Source organism: Micromonospora sp. AMSO31t (genome assembly GCF_008868175.1).
In the GTDB taxonomy this organism is placed as follows: Bacteria; Actinomycetota; Actinomycetes; order Mycobacteriales; family Micromonosporaceae; genus Micromonospora.
The window spans coordinates 40,433-54,584 of sequence record NZ_WBKT01000009.1 but is presented as its reverse complement, the minus strand read 5'-3'; the positions used below and the strand labels follow the sequence as shown (position 1 = coordinate 54,584).

General features: G+C 72.0%; 13 protein-coding genes. 8 read left to right on the top strand and 5 right to left on the bottom strand.

Annotated elements, in window-relative coordinates; all coding sequences use genetic code 11:
* Positions 1-269 precede the first annotated feature (269 nt).
* Together F8274_RS03935 and F8274_RS03930 are read right to left on the bottom strand one after the other, a co-directional pair.
* Complete coding sequence (locus tag F8274_RS03935; RefSeq protein ID WP_151460887.1) at positions 270-1,526, bottom strand: MFS transporter; 1,257 nt, start codon at positions 1,524-1,526, stop codon at positions 270-272.
* A gap of 104 nt (positions 1,527-1,630) precedes the next feature.
* Positions 1,631-2,956 (bottom strand): MFS transporter, encoded by a 1,326-nt coding sequence (locus F8274_RS03930; RefSeq protein WP_151460886.1) that lies wholly within the window; start codon positions 2,954-2,956, stop codon positions 1,631-1,633.
* A gap of 150 nt (positions 2,957-3,106) precedes the next feature.
* Between F8274_RS03930 and F8274_RS03925 the strand changes: the two genes are divergently transcribed.
* Entirely contained in the window at positions 3,107-3,874 is a 768-nt protein-coding gene (locus F8274_RS03925; RefSeq protein WP_151460885.1) for a phosphoglyceromutase, read from the top strand.
* Positions 3,875-3,923: 49 nt separating this feature from the next.
* Here F8274_RS03925 and phoU read toward each other — a convergent pair whose 3' ends face one another.
* Positions 3,924-4,577, bottom strand: a complete 654-nt coding sequence (gene phoU, locus F8274_RS03920) for a phosphate signaling complex protein PhoU (protein WP_151460884.1) — start codon at positions 4,575-4,577, stop codon at positions 3,924-3,926.
* Between the two features lie 222 nt (positions 4,578-4,799).
* On the opposite strand from phoU, the gene F8274_RS03915 reads away from it, so the two are divergent.
* From F8274_RS03915 to F8274_RS03905, 3 genes are all read left to right on the top strand, one after another.
* Positions 4,800-6,080 (top strand): cell wall metabolism sensor histidine kinase WalK, encoded by a 1,281-nt coding sequence (locus F8274_RS03915; protein ID WP_151460921.1) that lies wholly within the window; start codon positions 4,800-4,802, stop codon positions 6,078-6,080.
* Between the two features lie 22 nt (positions 6,081-6,102).
* A complete protein-coding gene (locus F8274_RS03910; RefSeq protein ID WP_151460883.1) occupies positions 6,103-6,786 on the top strand; it encodes a response regulator transcription factor in 684 nt (227 codons plus the stop codon).
* 684 nt (positions 6,787-7,470) lie between these two features.
* Positions 7,471-8,013, top strand: a complete 543-nt coding sequence (locus F8274_RS03905; RefSeq protein ID WP_151460882.1) for a hypothetical protein — start codon at positions 7,471-7,473, stop codon at positions 8,011-8,013.
* A 203-nt stretch (positions 8,014-8,216) separates the two neighbouring features.
* Here F8274_RS03905 and F8274_RS03900 read toward each other — a convergent pair whose 3' ends face one another.
* Positions 8,217-8,891, bottom strand: coding sequence for a response regulator (locus tag F8274_RS03900; protein WP_151460881.1), 675 nt, complete (start codon positions 8,889-8,891; stop codon positions 8,217-8,219).
* Positions 8,892-8,913: 22 nt separating this feature from the next.
* Positions 8,914-10,533 carry an ATP-binding protein gene (locus tag F8274_RS03895; protein WP_151460880.1) on the bottom strand — a complete coding sequence of 540 codons (1,620 nt, stop codon included), beginning with the start codon at positions 10,531-10,533 and terminating at the stop codon, positions 8,914-8,916.
* A gap of 99 nt (positions 10,534-10,632) precedes the next feature.
* Here F8274_RS03895 and F8274_RS03890 point away from each other — a divergent pair, with 99 nt between their 5' ends.
* Genes F8274_RS03890 through F8274_RS03875 form a run of 4 tightly spaced genes read left to right on the top strand, consistent with a single transcriptional unit; the run spans position 10,633 to position 14,137 of the window.
* Positions 10,633-11,640, top strand: a complete 1,008-nt coding sequence (locus tag F8274_RS03890; RefSeq protein WP_225853592.1) for a tripartite tricarboxylate transporter substrate binding protein — start codon at positions 10,633-10,635, stop codon at positions 11,638-11,640.
* Positions 11,637-12,245 (top strand): tripartite tricarboxylate transporter TctB family protein, encoded by a 609-nt coding sequence (locus tag F8274_RS03885; protein ID WP_151460878.1) that lies wholly within the window; start codon positions 11,637-11,639, stop codon positions 12,243-12,245. The genes F8274_RS03890 and F8274_RS03885 overlap by 4 nt, the downstream gene beginning before the upstream one ends.
* Complete coding sequence (locus F8274_RS03880; protein ID WP_151460877.1) at positions 12,246-13,748, top strand: tripartite tricarboxylate transporter permease; 1,503 nt, start codon at positions 12,246-12,248, stop codon at positions 13,746-13,748.
* Positions 13,745-14,137 carry a universal stress protein gene (locus F8274_RS03875; protein WP_151460876.1) on the top strand — a complete coding sequence of 131 codons (393 nt, stop codon included), beginning with the start codon at positions 13,745-13,747 and terminating at the stop codon, positions 14,135-14,137. Before F8274_RS03880 ends, F8274_RS03875 begins: the two co-directional genes overlap by 4 nt.
* Positions 14,138-14,152 lie beyond the last annotated feature (15 nt).

The following is a 14,152-nucleotide window of genomic DNA, read 5'->3' as shown; positions in this document are numbered from 1 at the left end:
GTTGAATCCGGAATCCGGGCGAACTAACTTTATTGCACCGCGCCACGCTTGGAATCGTTCGGGGGAGCGGCGGATCGATCAGATCCGCGCAAGCGAGGTGCGAGGATCGGGTGGAGCACACCGTTGGGGGACGGTGCCATCCGTGGAACCGGCGGCGCGAGCGGGCGACGCTTACGGGGGTGAGGGTCGCCCGCCGCCGCCGGGCGTACGGTGCGAGCGCCCATCACGACGGGGGTCGTGGTGGGCGCTCGAGCCGTTTCCGGGGAGGGTCAGCGCCCCGCCGACACCGTCTCCGACCGTTCCGCCGCCGCCCGCAGCGCGGCGACCCGGCGTTCCCGGGGCGGCCCCGCCAGCAGATGACCGGCCGCCGCGACCAGGCCCAGGGCGCCCACCACCAGCCAGTGCCGCTCATTCAGATGCTGGAGGCTGAGCCCGCCCAGCGCCGGCGCCACGAAGGACGCGGCCGGGAAGGTCAGGTAGAACACCGACTGGTAGCGGGCGCGCAGCTCGGGCGGCGCGAGATCCGCGTTGATCTGCGCGTTCGGCGGCGCGGCGAGCATCTGACCCACCGTCCACACCACCGCCGCGCCCAGGTAGAGCGGCAGGCCGTCGGCGACGGTCAGCGCCCCGAAGCCGAGCGCCATGAGCCCGGTGGAGACCGCCAGCACTGTCGACTTCCGGAAGGGCTCGATGAGCCGGGGCACGAAGAGCTGCCCGGCCACGATCAGCGCACCGCCGAGCGCCACCACGAGCCCGTACGCCGAGGGACGCAGGCCGTCGGCCCGCATCGCGAGCGGCATGATCGTCGAGGTCTGCATGGTGAGCACGGCCAGCAGGAAGGTCAGCCCGACGAAGGTCAGGAAGGTGCGGTCGGTCAGCGCGGTGTGCAGCCCGGGCCTCCGGCCCGCCACCGCGCGCACCGTGACCGCCGGGCGGCGGGTGAGGGTCTCCGGGACCTTCAGCGCGATGACCACGGCGGCCGCCAGCGTCGCCGCGGCGTCGACCAGGAACAGCGCCACGAAGCTCGCCTCGGCGAGCACCCCGGCCAGCAGCGAGGCCACCGCCATCCCCAGGTTGAACGCCCAGAACTGCAGGTTGAACGCGCGGGAGCGGCGGGCCTCCGGCACCACGTCCACGATGGCGGCCACGAACGCCGGGCTGGGCATCGAGTGCACCACCCCGACCAGCGCGGCCAGCACGGCGATGACGGCCAGGTGCCGGCTGAACGCCAGCGCCACCATCAGCCCGGCCGCGCCCAGGTGGGCGGCGAGCAGGGTGGACCGCCGGCCCCACCGGTCGGCCAGCACCCCGCCGAGCAGCGTGCCGGCCGCGCCGCCGGCCCCGTACGCCCCGACCACCAGGCCGGCGAGCGACGCCGAGGCGCCCCGCGCGGCCGTCAGGTAGAGCGACAGGAAGAGCATGGCGAAGGCGCCGGCCCGGTTGATGAGCAGCCCGGACCAGAGGTACCAGAAGGCGGCGGGGAGCCCGCCGGCTGTGTCGTCCCACCAGCGCCGCAGGCCGCGCACCCGTCCTCCTGGGAAAGTTTGTTAACCGATCCGCCCTGCTGACCGTAGTGGCCCGTCCCGGCGTTCGCCTGGTGGCGCTGGTCACGACCGCCGGATGGCGTACCTCAGGAGCCGGCGCGGACCGGTTCGGCCGGTGCGGTGGCGGCGGCCTCGGCCGCCCCCGGGACCGGGTTCCGGACCACGGTGACCGGCGTGACGGGGGTGCCCGCGGTGCGCAGCCGGGCCGCGCGCCGCTCCCGGGCGGGGCCGGACACCAGGTGGGCCACCGCCATCACGGCGCCGATCACGGCGCAGCCGAGCCAGAGTGTCGTGTTGCCGGCGTGCTCCCGCACCACGCCGCCGAGGACCGGCGCGGTCGCGCCAGCGAGCTGCCAGGAGAGTGAGAAGGCCCCCTGGTAGCGGCCGCGCAACGCGGCGGGGGACAGTTCGGCGATGAGGGTCGCGTTGGACGGCGAGTTGAGCATCTCGCCGACCGTCCAGATCAGCACGGTCAGGCCGTAGAGCCAGGCGGTGTCGGCCCACGCGGTGAGCCCGAACCCGGCGCCCATGACCAGCGCGGCGAGCGCCAGCACGTGCGAGCGGCTCCGGCCCCTGATCAGCTTGGGCACGAAGAGCTGACCGACCACGATCAGCACCCCGTTGAGCGCGATCACCGAGCCGTAGGTCGCGGGGCTCAACCCGGAGTCGCCCATGGCGATCGGCAGCATCGAGATGTGCTGGAGGAAGACCAGCGCGCCGAACAGGTTGAGCGCCACGAAGCCCAGGAAGACCCGGTCGCCGAGGATGGTCCGCAGGGCGCCCGCGGGGGCGGCCGCACCCTTGCTCACCGGGCCGGTGTGCGCCGACCGGGTCTCACCGACCCGGGTGAAGATGATCAGCGCGGTGACCAGCGTGGTCGCCGCGTCGACCAGGAAGAGCAGCAGGTAGCCGGACTGGGCGGCGACGCCGGCCAGCACCGCGGCGCAGGCGAAGCCCAGGTTGATGGCCCAGTAGTTCAGCGAGAAGGCGCGCAGCCGGTCCTTCTCCGGCACCACGTCGACCATCATGGCGCCGAACGCGGGACGGGCGGCCTCGGCGAAGGTGCCGAGCAGCAGCGCGCCCAGCGCCACCGCCCAGAGCGGCCGGGCCAGGCCGAGCGCCACCATCATGGTGGCCGCGCCGAGGTGCGCCGTGAGCAGGGTGGGCCGGCGTCCCCACCGGTCGGTCAGGGTGCCGCCGATCGTGGTGCCGACCGCGCCGCCGACGCCCCACAGCCCGATGACCAGGCCGGCCTGCGAGGCGGAGAAGTCGCGCTCCTGGGTGAGGTAGATGGCCAGGAAGACCAGGACGAACGAGCCGAGCCGGTTGATGAGGGTGCCGGTCCAGAGGTACCAGAAGGTCCTCGGCAGCCCGCCTGTCGTGTCCCGGAACCAGCCCCGCACCGTCCGCATCCCCGCGCCCCCGATTGGTAATGACCGAGCTATCCTCAGCGCCTTACAACCTAGTGCCGCCCCGGAACGCCGGTCATCAGCTTTTCCACGTGGCGGTCGTCACGACCCGTCCCCGCGTGTCCGCCGACGCGGTACGGCAGGATGATCCGCATGACTGCGAGCGAGGGGCCCACCGTCGGGACGCTGGTCCTGCTGCGGCACGGCGAGAGCGACTGGAACGCCAAGAACCTCTTCACCGGCTGGGTCGACGTCGACCTGACGGCCAAGGGCGAGACCGAGGCGCGGCGCGGCGGTGAGCTGCTCCGCGAGCACAACCTGCTGCCCGACGTGGTGCATACGAGCGTCATGCGCCGCGCGATCCGCACCGCCGAGCTGGCGCTGAACGCCGCCGACCGGCACTGGATCGCGGTGCGCCGGTCGTGGCGGCTCAACGAGCGCCACTACGGCGCCCTGCAGGGCAAGAACAAGAAGCAGACCCTGGACGAGTACGGCGAGGAGCAGTTCATGCTCTGGCGCCGGTCCTACGACACCCCGCCGCCGCCGATCGACGACGCCGACGAGTGGTCGCAGGTCGGCGACCCCCGCTACGCGCTGCTGCCCACCGAGCTGATGCCGCGCACGGAGTGCCTCAAGGACGTCGTCGACCGGATGCTGCCCTACTGGTACGACTCGATCGTGCCGGACATCCTGGCCGGCCGGACCGTGCTGGTGGCGGCGCACGGCAACTCGCTGCGCGCCCTGGTCAAGCACCTCGACGAGATCTCCGACGAGGCGATCGCCAAGCTGAACATCCCCACCGGCATCCCGCTGCGCTACGACCTGGACACGAACCTGCGCCCGCAGGTCCTCGGCGGGACCTACCTGGACCCGGCCGCGGCCAAGGAAGCCGCCGCCGCGGTCGCCAACCAGGGCCGCTGACCCGACGACGAAGGCCCCCGGGTGACCGGGGGCCTTCGTCGTGTCCGGCTCAGCCCGCCGAGGACGCCGTCTCGCCGGTGATCAGGTAGACCACGTGCTCGCCGGCGTTCACCGCGTGGTCGGCGAAGCGCTCGTAGAAGCGGCCCAGCAGGGTCGCGTCGATCGCGGTCTCCACCCCGTACGGCCAGTCGTCGCCGAGCAGCACGCCGAAGAGGCTCTTGTGCAGGTCGTCCATGGTGTCGTCGTCGCGGTCCAGCTCGGCGGCCAGGTCGGCGTCGGGCTTCGCCAGCACCGAGGCGATCTTCTCGGCCATCCGGTCGGCGATGGCCGCCATGTCGGTGAAGACCGGGCGCAGCTCGGCCGGCACGGCCGGCGAGGGGTGCCGGCGCAGCGCCGTCTTGGCGACGTGGTCGGCGAGGTCGCCCATCCGCTCGAGGTCGGCGGCCACGTGCAGGGCGGTGATCATGGCGCGCAGGTCGGAGGCGACCGGCGCCTGCCGGGCCAGCAGGTCGCAGACCCGCTCCTCCACGTGCCGGTACAGCTCGTCGATCTCGGCGTCCCGCGCGATCACCGTCTCGGACGCGGAGCGGTCCGCGGTGAGCAGGCCCCGGGTGGCCTGCCGCATGGCCGCCCGCACCCCCTCGGCCATGTCCACCAGCAGCTGGCTGACAATCTGCAGGTCGGCCCGGAACTCGTCGCGCATCGTCACTTCCTGGGGTCGGTGTTCGCCGCACCGACCGGATGGCCGGAAACGGCGTGAGCAGGTGCGCGACCCACGGTAGGCCCGGGGAACCGGCGTCAAGATGAACGCGGGTGAACGACGCGGGACCCGCGAGTGAACATTCCCGAAAGTGAGAGTGGTTCGTCCCGTTCTGCCCGATCGCCGGGTTAACAATGACCCTACGATCGCCGGGTGGAACGGGCGGTGGCGGTCGCGGTGGCCGTGGCGCTGGTGACCGGACTGGTCGCCGGCCTGCTGCTGTCCGGACCCGTTCAGGAATGGCGACGCCGGTCGGCGTCGCCGGGAGGCAGGACCTCCCGCCGCAGTTCAGGGAGGCTCGCGATTCCCGACGACCAGCAGGGCGGGCTCACCGGGCTCGGCCGCAAGACCGTCGACGCCCTGCGCGCCGGCGTGGTGGTGCTCGACGCGGACGACATGCCGGTGCTGGTGAACCCCGCCGCTCGGGCGATGGGCCTGCTCCGCACCGGGGCGACACCCGGCTCCATCGCCGCGCACCCCCTGATCCGTACCCTCGCCGGGCAGGTCCGCCGCACGGGCGTGCGCCGCGAGATCGAGCTGGACCTGCCCCGCGGTCGCGACAGCGCGGGCGACAACCCGCTCGGCGTGCACCTGCGCGCCATGGGGCTGGGCGCCGGCTACATCTCGATCGAGGCGGCCGACGTCACCGAGTCGCACCGGCTGGCCCGGGTACGGCGCGACTTCGTGGCCAACGTGAGCCACGAGCTGAAGACCCCGATCGGCGCCCTCCAACTGCTCGCCGAGGCGCTGGTGGACGCCACCGAACCGGCGGGCGACGGGCCGGCCGAGCTGTCCGAGGACATGGTCGCCGCCCGGCGGTTCGCCGAGCGGATCCAGCACGAGTCGACCCGGCTCGGCCGGCTGGTGCAGGAGTTGCTGGAGCTGACCCGGCTCCAGGGCGCCGAGCCGCAGCCCGCCCCCGAGCCCGTCTCGCTGGACTGGGTGATCGCCGAGGTGATCGACCGGACCCGCACGGCGGCCAGCGCCCGGCACGTGGACATCGTCGTGGACGGGCAGCGCGGGCTCACCGCGTACGGGAGCGACAGCCAGCTCGCCACCGCCGTGGCGAACCTCGTGGAGAACGCCGTCAACTACTCGGGCGAGGACACCACGGTCCGGGTGACCGCCCGGGCCACCGACGAGCACGTCGAGATCGCCGTCGCCGACCAGGGCATCGGCATCGCCCCGAATGAGGTCGACCGGATCTTCGAGCGGTTCTACCGGGCCGACCAGGCCCGCTCCCGGGCAACCGGGGGCACCGGCCTGGGCCTGGCCATCGTCAAACACATCGCCAGCAACCATGGCGGCCGGGTGGATGTGTCGAGCACTCTTGGTGGGGGGTCGACGTTCACCCTCCGGCTGCCCACCCGTCCCCCGGACGACCTGGAGGCGACACTCTCCTCCGCTGAGATCGAGGCCGGCCCGGCCGAGCTCCGGCAGGTCTGACCGACAGGAAAGGAAACACCCGTTGAGCCGCGTACTGGTGGTGGAGGACGAGGAATCGTTCTCCGACGCCCTGTCCTACATGCTCCGCAAGGAGGGCTTCGAGGTCTCCGTCGCCGCGACGGGTCCCTCCGCCCTCACCGAGTTCGACCGGACCGGCGCCGACATCGTGCTGCTCGACCTGATGCTGCCGGAGATGTCGGGCACCGAGGTCTGCCGCCAGCTCCGGCAGCGGTCCCACGTGCCGATCATCATGGTCACCGCCCGGGACAGTGAGATCGACAAGGTGGTCGGCCTGGAGATCGGGGCCGACGACTACGTCACCAAGCCGTACTCGCCGCGTGAGCTGGTCGCCCGGATCCGGGCCGTCCTGCGCCGGCAGACCGCCGACGCGACCGAGTCGGGTGCGCCGACCCTGGCGGCCGGGCCGGTCCGGATGGACATCGAGCGGCACGTGGTGACCGTCGACGGCGGCGCCGTGCAGCTCCCGCTCAAGGAGTTCGAGCTGCTGGAGCTGCTGCTCCGCAACGCCGGCCGGGTGCTCACCCGCGGGCAGCTCATCGACCGGGTCTGGGGTGCCGACTACGTGGGCGACACCAAGACGCTGGACGTGCACGTGAAGCGGCTGCGCTCCAAGGTCGAGCCGGAGCCGTCCGCCCCGCGCTACATCGTCACGGTCCGGGGCCTGGGCTACAAGTTCGAGCCGTGACGGGTTCGCGGGGTCCGGCAGGGCGTGGTTGCCGCCGGCGCCGCGAACGGGAGTGAGTCGGCCGCCGCTCGCCCGGGCCGCCGCCTTCGCCCGCCGGCCGGGGCGCCACGCCCGGGCCGCGGCCTTCGCCCGCCGGCCGGGGTTCCACGCCCGGTAACCCCAAGGGGTACGCGAACCGCGGACCCCACCGGGCTTCGCCCGGCTACCGGCGGCCGATTCAGCCCGACTGCCCCAGCCCGGGGCCGGCTCGGCTTGGGATCGAATGTCCGCTCTCGCGCCGCCCCCGCCCCACTGAGTGGAACGCTATGTGTGTCTCCGGTGCCGGGATACCTCCATACCGTTCCACCGACCGTGTCGGCCTGGGCGGGATGTCCGTTTCGCCGTGTGACCGGTGGCATCCCGGCGGTGGAATGGCCGGCGGGTGGGGGTCGTTGTATCCCCGTGAACGGCCGAGGACCAGGCCCTGCGCGACGGGGTGGGCCGCCCACCGGTGAGGTGGGTGTGCCGGGCCCGGAATGATGGCGGGCCGCCGGTCGTTGTACATGGTCCCGGCGCGACGAAGAGGCCCCGCCCCGCGCGCCGGATGATCCCCCTAAGACTTTCTTGAGCGCCTGACGGTGCTTGCGCACACACAGCCGACCCCCATCGGCGTGTGTGCGCCAACCCCCGAATGGAGCCATCCCCATGAACACGATGCTGCGTAAGAGTGTGCTGGGTATTGCTGGTCTGGCTTTCACCGGTGGTGTCTTCGCCGGTCCGATCGCCGCCCACGCTGCTGAGCCGGTGGACACCAGGCCGGTGGCGGTGAGTGTGCAGGGCGCCCAGTCGCACATCGACCTGAACGACGAGCAGACCGCCAACGCCAAGGCGATCATCGCGGCGACGAAGAAGGCCGGCCTGCCCGAGCGGGCCGCGGTCATCTCCATCGCCACGAGCCTGCAGGAGTCGAAGCTGGAGAACCTCGGCCACCTCGGCGACGCCAATGACCACGACTCGCTGGGCCTGTTCCAGCAGCGCCCGACCAGTGGTTGGGGCACCCCGGAGCAGATCACCAACCCCGAGTACTCCACCCTCGCCTTCCTCAAGGGCCTCAAGCAGGTCGACGGCTGGGAGAGCATGCCGCTGACCGAGGCCGCGCAGACCGTGCAGGTCTCGGCCTACCCGGACGCCTACGCCCAGTGGGAGCAGCAGGCCACCGACATCGTCGCCCAGCACTGGAACAGCTGACCCAAACAACGACCGCTGGCCGGCACCCCGACAACCGGGGTGCCGGCCAGCGGCGTCTCAGCCCAGCCCGAACCGACCCCAGCCCGTTGATCATGAAGATATTGCCTGGGATAGCGCTTCCATCGGGCAATAACTTCATGATCAACGGGGCGAGCTGACGATCGTGATGTGCAAGAGGGCGGTGCCGAGCCGGCCGTACAGAATCAGGCCAGCCAGGTGTAGCGGCGTTCGGGGCGGCCGGCCGCCCCGTACTTCAGGGTGACCTCGGCCCGCCCGGCGGCGGAGAAGTGCTCCAGGTAGCGGCGGGCGCTGACCCGGGAGATGCCGACCCGGTCGGCACACTCCCTGGCCGAGAGCGTCCCCGAGTGCTCGCGCAGGGCGCGTTCCACCAGCTCGGCGGTCTCCGGGCTGAGGCCCCGGGGCAGGCTCGCGATGGCGGCCGGAGAGCCGCTGCGGGACAGCACCCGGTCGACGTCGGCCTGGTCGGCGACGACCGCCGCGCGCAGCGCGGTACGGCGGACGGCGTACTGCTCCAGCCGGGTGCGCAGCTCGTCGAAGCCGAACGGCTTGAGCAGGTAGTTGACCGCGCCGTAGCGGACCGCCCGGCGGACCGCCTCCGCCTCCCTGGCGGCGCTGATCACGAGCACGTCGCAGTCGTGCCGGGCGGCCCGGAGCCGGGTCACCACGTCGAGGCCGAACATGTCCGGCAGGTAGAGGTCGAGCAGAACCAGGTCGGGGCGCAGCCGGTCGACGGCGGCGACCGCCTCCTCGCCGGTGCTGGCCGTGCCCACCACCTGGAAGCCGGCGATCCGCTCCACGAAGCCGCGGTGGATCCGGGCCACCATGAAGTCGTCGTCGACGACGAGTACGTCGATCATCGCGCTCCCTCCGGCATGCTGCTCAGCCCGACATCCGGGCGGTGAACATCGCGCCCTCGTCGGTGTTGGTCACCGCGACCTCGCCCCCGCGACGGTGGCAGACCAGCCGGGTGAGCGCCAGGCCGATGCCGCGCTCGCCGCCCTCGGCCGCCTTGGTGGTGAAACCGTGGGTGAAGACCTCCTGGGCCAGTTCCGGTGCCACCCCCGGTCCGGAGTCGCGGACCACGATCTCGACCGAGGCGGCGTCCTGGCGCAGCTCGACCTCGACCCAGGCGGGGCGGTCGGACAGGTCGCCACCCACCGCCTCGACGGCGTTGTCCAGCAGGTTGCCGAGCACGGTGGCCACGTCCGCGGCCAGCTCCGGCGGCAGCCGGTCCAGCCCGGTCCGTTCGGAGACCCGCAGCTCCACCCGGCGTTCGGCGGCGACCGCCGACTTGGCCATGAGCAGCGCCGCCACGGCCGTGTCGTGGATCCGGCTGGTCACCGTGAGGTCGAGCGAGGCGCGGTGGCGGCTCAGCGCGTCGACGTACCGGACCACCTCGTCGTGCTCGCCGATCTGGATGAGCCCGGAGATGGTGTGCAACTGGTTGGCGAACTCGTGAGTCTGCGCCCGGAGCAGCTCGGTGGTGCTGCGGAACCCGCCGATCTCCTGCTCCAGCCGGGCCAGCTCGGTCCGGTCCCGCAAGGTGGTGACGGAGCCGAGCCGGCGACCGTCCTTGCGGACCGTCATCCGGTTCATCACGAGCACCCGGCCGCCCCGGACCACCACCTGGTCCCGGGCCTCCGGTCCGCTGCCCGCGCCGGCCAGCACATCCCGCAGCCGGCCGTTGATCCGCAGCTCGGCGAGGCTGCGGCCGAGGCTCTGTTCGGGCAGGTCGAGCAACCGCCGGCCGACCGCGTTGACCAGGGTGATCCGGTGCTGCGGGTCCAGCGCGATCACCCCCTCGGCGATGCCGTGCAGCAGCGCCTCCCGGTGCTCGGCCAGCCCGGCGATCTCGCGGGGCTCCAGGCCGAGGGTCTGCCGTTTGATCCGGCGAGCCAGCAGCCACGACCCGACCACCCCGAGGCCGCAGGCGATGCCCAGGTAGGTGAGCAGGTACGACGACGCACCGACCAGCCGCTCCGACCAGGTCGGCGAGGCCTCGCCGACCACCACCACGCCGAGGTACCGGCCGAGGTTCTTCTTCGTCTTCGGGTCGTCGCCGAGCACCGGCACCTGGGCCACCAGTTCCCGCGAACCGTCGATCTCCAGCTCGCCGAACCAGCTCCGGCCCTCCGCCACCTCGGGGTCGCCGAGCTTGATCCGGCTGCCCACCAGCGTCGGGTTCGTCGAGGCGACCACCCGGCCCCGGGCGTTCGCGACGGTCACCGACGTGACGCCGTACTGGTCGGGGATGGTCTGCACCAGCGGGGCGATCGCCTCGCCGGGTGCGGGCTGGTCGAGTTGGTCGCGGAGCAGGGGGCTGCCGCCGAGCCGTTCGCCCAGGGCGGCGACGCGGCGCCCCTCGACCCGGTCGAAGGTCGCCGCCGACTGCGCCAGCGAGACGGCGGCCACCGCCACCAGCACCACGACGATGATCGCCAGCTGGAGGACGAGCAACTGCCCGGCGAGCGTACGCCGCCGGGACGTGACCGCGACCACAAAGACCTCAACTTCCGCTGGTGACACAACGCAGACGGGCGACCCGCCCGAAGGCCATCATCTTGCCGCCGGACTCATTCGAAACGGAAGAGAAACATGATGGCAACTAGGAGAAACCTGCTGGTCATGGGCGTGGCCGCCGCGACGGCGCTCGCCCTGGGAGCCTGTGGTGCCACGGCCGACAAGGACGAGGCCGGCTCCGGAAGCGACGGCAAGCCGGTCAGCGGACTGCGGATCATGGTCCCGAACACCCCGGGTGGCGGATACGACACCACCGCCCGGACCGCCGCGAAGGTCATGGAGGACGCCAAGATCGCTACCGGCGTGCAGGTGTTCAACCTGCCCGGCGCGGGCGGCACGGTCGGCCTCCAGCGGACCGTGAACGAGAAGGGCAACGGCAAGCTGGCCATGCAGATGGGCCTGGGCGTGGTTGGTGCCTCGTACACCTCCAAGTCGTCGGCGACGCTGACCCAGACCACCCCGCTGGCCAAGCTGATCGAGGAGGCCGGCGCCATCGTGGTGCCGAAGAACTCCCCGTACAAGACCATCAACGACCTGGTCGCGGCGTGGAAGGCCAACCCGAAGGGCATCGCGGTCGGCGGCGGCTCCTCGCCCGGCGGCCCGGACCACCTGCTGCCCATGCAGCTCGCCAAGACCGTCGGTATCGACCCCCGCCAGGTCAACTTCGTCTCGTACGACGGCGGCGGCGAACTGCTGCCCGCCGTCCTCGGTGGCAAGGTGGCCTTCGCCGCCAGCGGGTTCGGCGAGTTCCTCGACCAGGTCGAGGCCGGCCAGATCCGGGTCCTCGCGGTCACCAGCGAGGCGCCGATCGAGGCGCTCAAGGACGTGCCGACCCTGAAGTCCGCCGGCATCGACCTCGTCTTCACGAACTGGCGGGGCATCGTCGCGCCGCCCGGCATCAGCGACGCCGACAAGAAGGTCTGGATCGACGTGCTGACCGAGATGCACGAGTCGGAGGAGTGGAAGGCCGAGCTCAAGAAGCGCGGCTGGACCGACGCGTTCGTCACCGGCGACGAGTTCGGCAGCTTCCTCACCGCACAGGACAAGGCCGTGGCCGACGTACTCAAGCAGCTCGGGTTGGCATGAGCGACCTGACGACGCGACCGGACCGGGACGGCGACCTGCCGTCCCGGCCCCCGGCCGTACCGGACATCCCGGCGCAGCCGGGCCCGGAGGCCGCCGCGGACGGACCGGAGCCGGCACCGCGGCCCGACCGGGCGCAGTACGGCGTCTGTGCGTTTCTCGCCCTGGTCGGCGCGCTGGTGATCGTCGACGCCACGACCCGGATCGGGAGCGCGATCAACACGGCCGACCCGATCGGCCCCAAGCCGGTGCCGATCCTGCTCGGCGTGCTGCTGCTCGTCATCGCGGCGGTCTACGCGGTGGACGTGGCCCGCGGCGGCGCCGGCGAGCCGGAGGCCGGCGAGGACGTCGATCTGAGCCTTCCCATCGACTGGCGCACCGTGCTGCTGCTGATCGGCTCGTTCCTGGTCAACGCCGTGCTCATCGACCGGCTCGGCTGGGTGATCAGCGGGACGATCCTCTTCTGGGGTTCGGCCTATGCCCTCGGCAACCGGCACTACGTGCGCAACCTGCTGATCGCCGTCGCGCTGTCGTTGATCACGTTCTACACCTTCGCCATCGGGCTCGGCGTCGATCTGCCCGCCGGCGTTTTGCAAGGGATCCTGTAGATGGACAACTTCGCCAATCTGCTCGACGGGTTCGCCAACGTGCTGACCCCGATGAACCTGCTGTTCGCGCTGATCGGGGTGACCATCGGCACCGCCGTCGGCGTGCTGCCCGGCATCGGCCCGGCCATGACCGTGGCGCTGCTCCTGCCGGTCACCTACGGCATGGAGCCGGCCCAGGCCTTCATCATGTTCGCCGGCATCTTCTACGGCGGCATGTACGGCGGCTCGACCACCTCGATCCTGCTGAACACCCCCGGCGAGTCCTCGTCGGTGGTGACCGCGATCGAGGGCAACAAGATGGCGAAGGCAGGTCGGGCCGCACAGGCGCTGGCCACCGCCGCGATCGGCTCGTTCGTCGCCGGCACCATCGCCACCGTGCTGCTGGTGGTGGTCACCCCGCCGGTGGTGCAGTTCGCGATCAGCCTCGGCGCACCCGACTACTTCGCGCTGATGCTGCTGGCGTTCGTATCCGTCACCGCGGTGCTCGGCGCGTCCCGGGTACGCGGCTTCGCCTCGCTGCTGCTCGGCCTCGTGATCGGCGTGATCGGCATCGACCAGTCCGGCCAGCAGCGGCTCACCTTCGGGCTGCCGCAGCTCGCCGACGGCATCGACGTGGTCGTGGTGGCGGTCGGCATCTTCGCCGTGGGCGAGGCGCTCTGGATCGCCGCGCACCTGCGCCGCAAGTCCGGCGAGGTGATCCCCGTCGGTCAGCCGTGGATGGGGAAGCAGGACTGGAAGCGGTCCTGGAAGCCGTGGCTGCGCGGCACGGCGTTCGGGTTCCCGTTCGGCGCGGTGCCGGCGGGCGGGGCGGAGATCCCCACCTTCCTGTCGTACGTGACCGAGAAGAAGCTGACGAAGCACCCGGAGGAGTTCGGCCGGGGGGCGATCGAGGGCGTCGCCGGGCCGGAGGCCGCGAACAACGCCTCGGCCGCCGGCACGCTCGTGCCGATGCTGGCGATCGGCCTGCCGACCAACGCCACCGCCGCGGTGATGCTGGCCGCCTTCGAGGGGTACGGCATCCAGCCCGGCCCGCTGCTTTTCACACGGGAGTCCAGCCTGGTCTGGACGCTGATCGCCAGCCTCTTCGTGGGCAACCTGCTGCTGCTGGTGCTCAACCTGCCGCTCGCCCCGGCCTGGGCGCGGCTGCTGCGGATCCCGCGCCCCTATCTCTACGCCGGGATCCTCTTCTTCGCCTCGATGGGCGCGTACGCGGTCAACGCGCAGCCGTTCGACCTGTTCCTGCTGCTCGCCCTCGGCCTGCTCGGCTTCGGCATGCGCCGCTTCGGGCTGCCGATCCTGCCGCTGATCGTCGGCACCATCCTCGGCCCGCGGGCCGAGCTGCAGGGCCGGCGCGCGTTGCAGCTCTCCGGCGGTGAGCTGCACGGGCTGATCGGTGGCTGGGTGTCCTGGCTGATCTACGCCACGGTCGCGGTGGTGCTCCTCTGGCCGCTGATCGGCCGGTTCGTGGTCCGTCCGCTGCGCGGAAGGTCGGTGACGGCATGACGGTGCTGGTGGGGTACGTCCCCTCGCCGCTGGGCGAGGCGGCCCTGCGGGCCGCGATCGAGCAGGCCCGGTTCCGCGACGAGCCGGTGCTGGTGGTGAACACGTCGCGCGGCGACGCGTACGTCGATCCGCGGCTCGCTCAGGAGCCGGACCTGGACCGGGTGGTCCGCGAGCTGGTCGCCGCCGGGGTGCCGCACAACGTCCGGCAGCTCATGCGGGGGCGGGACGCGGCGGAGGAGATCGCCGAGATCGCCGAGCGGGAAAACGTGTCGCTGGTCGTGATCGGCATCCGGCACCGCACCCCGGTCGGCAAGCTGATCATGGGTTCGACCGCGCAGGAGATCCTGCTCCGGGTGCCCTGCCCGGTGCTCGCCGTGAAGGCCGACTGAGTGGCGCCCGGGGGC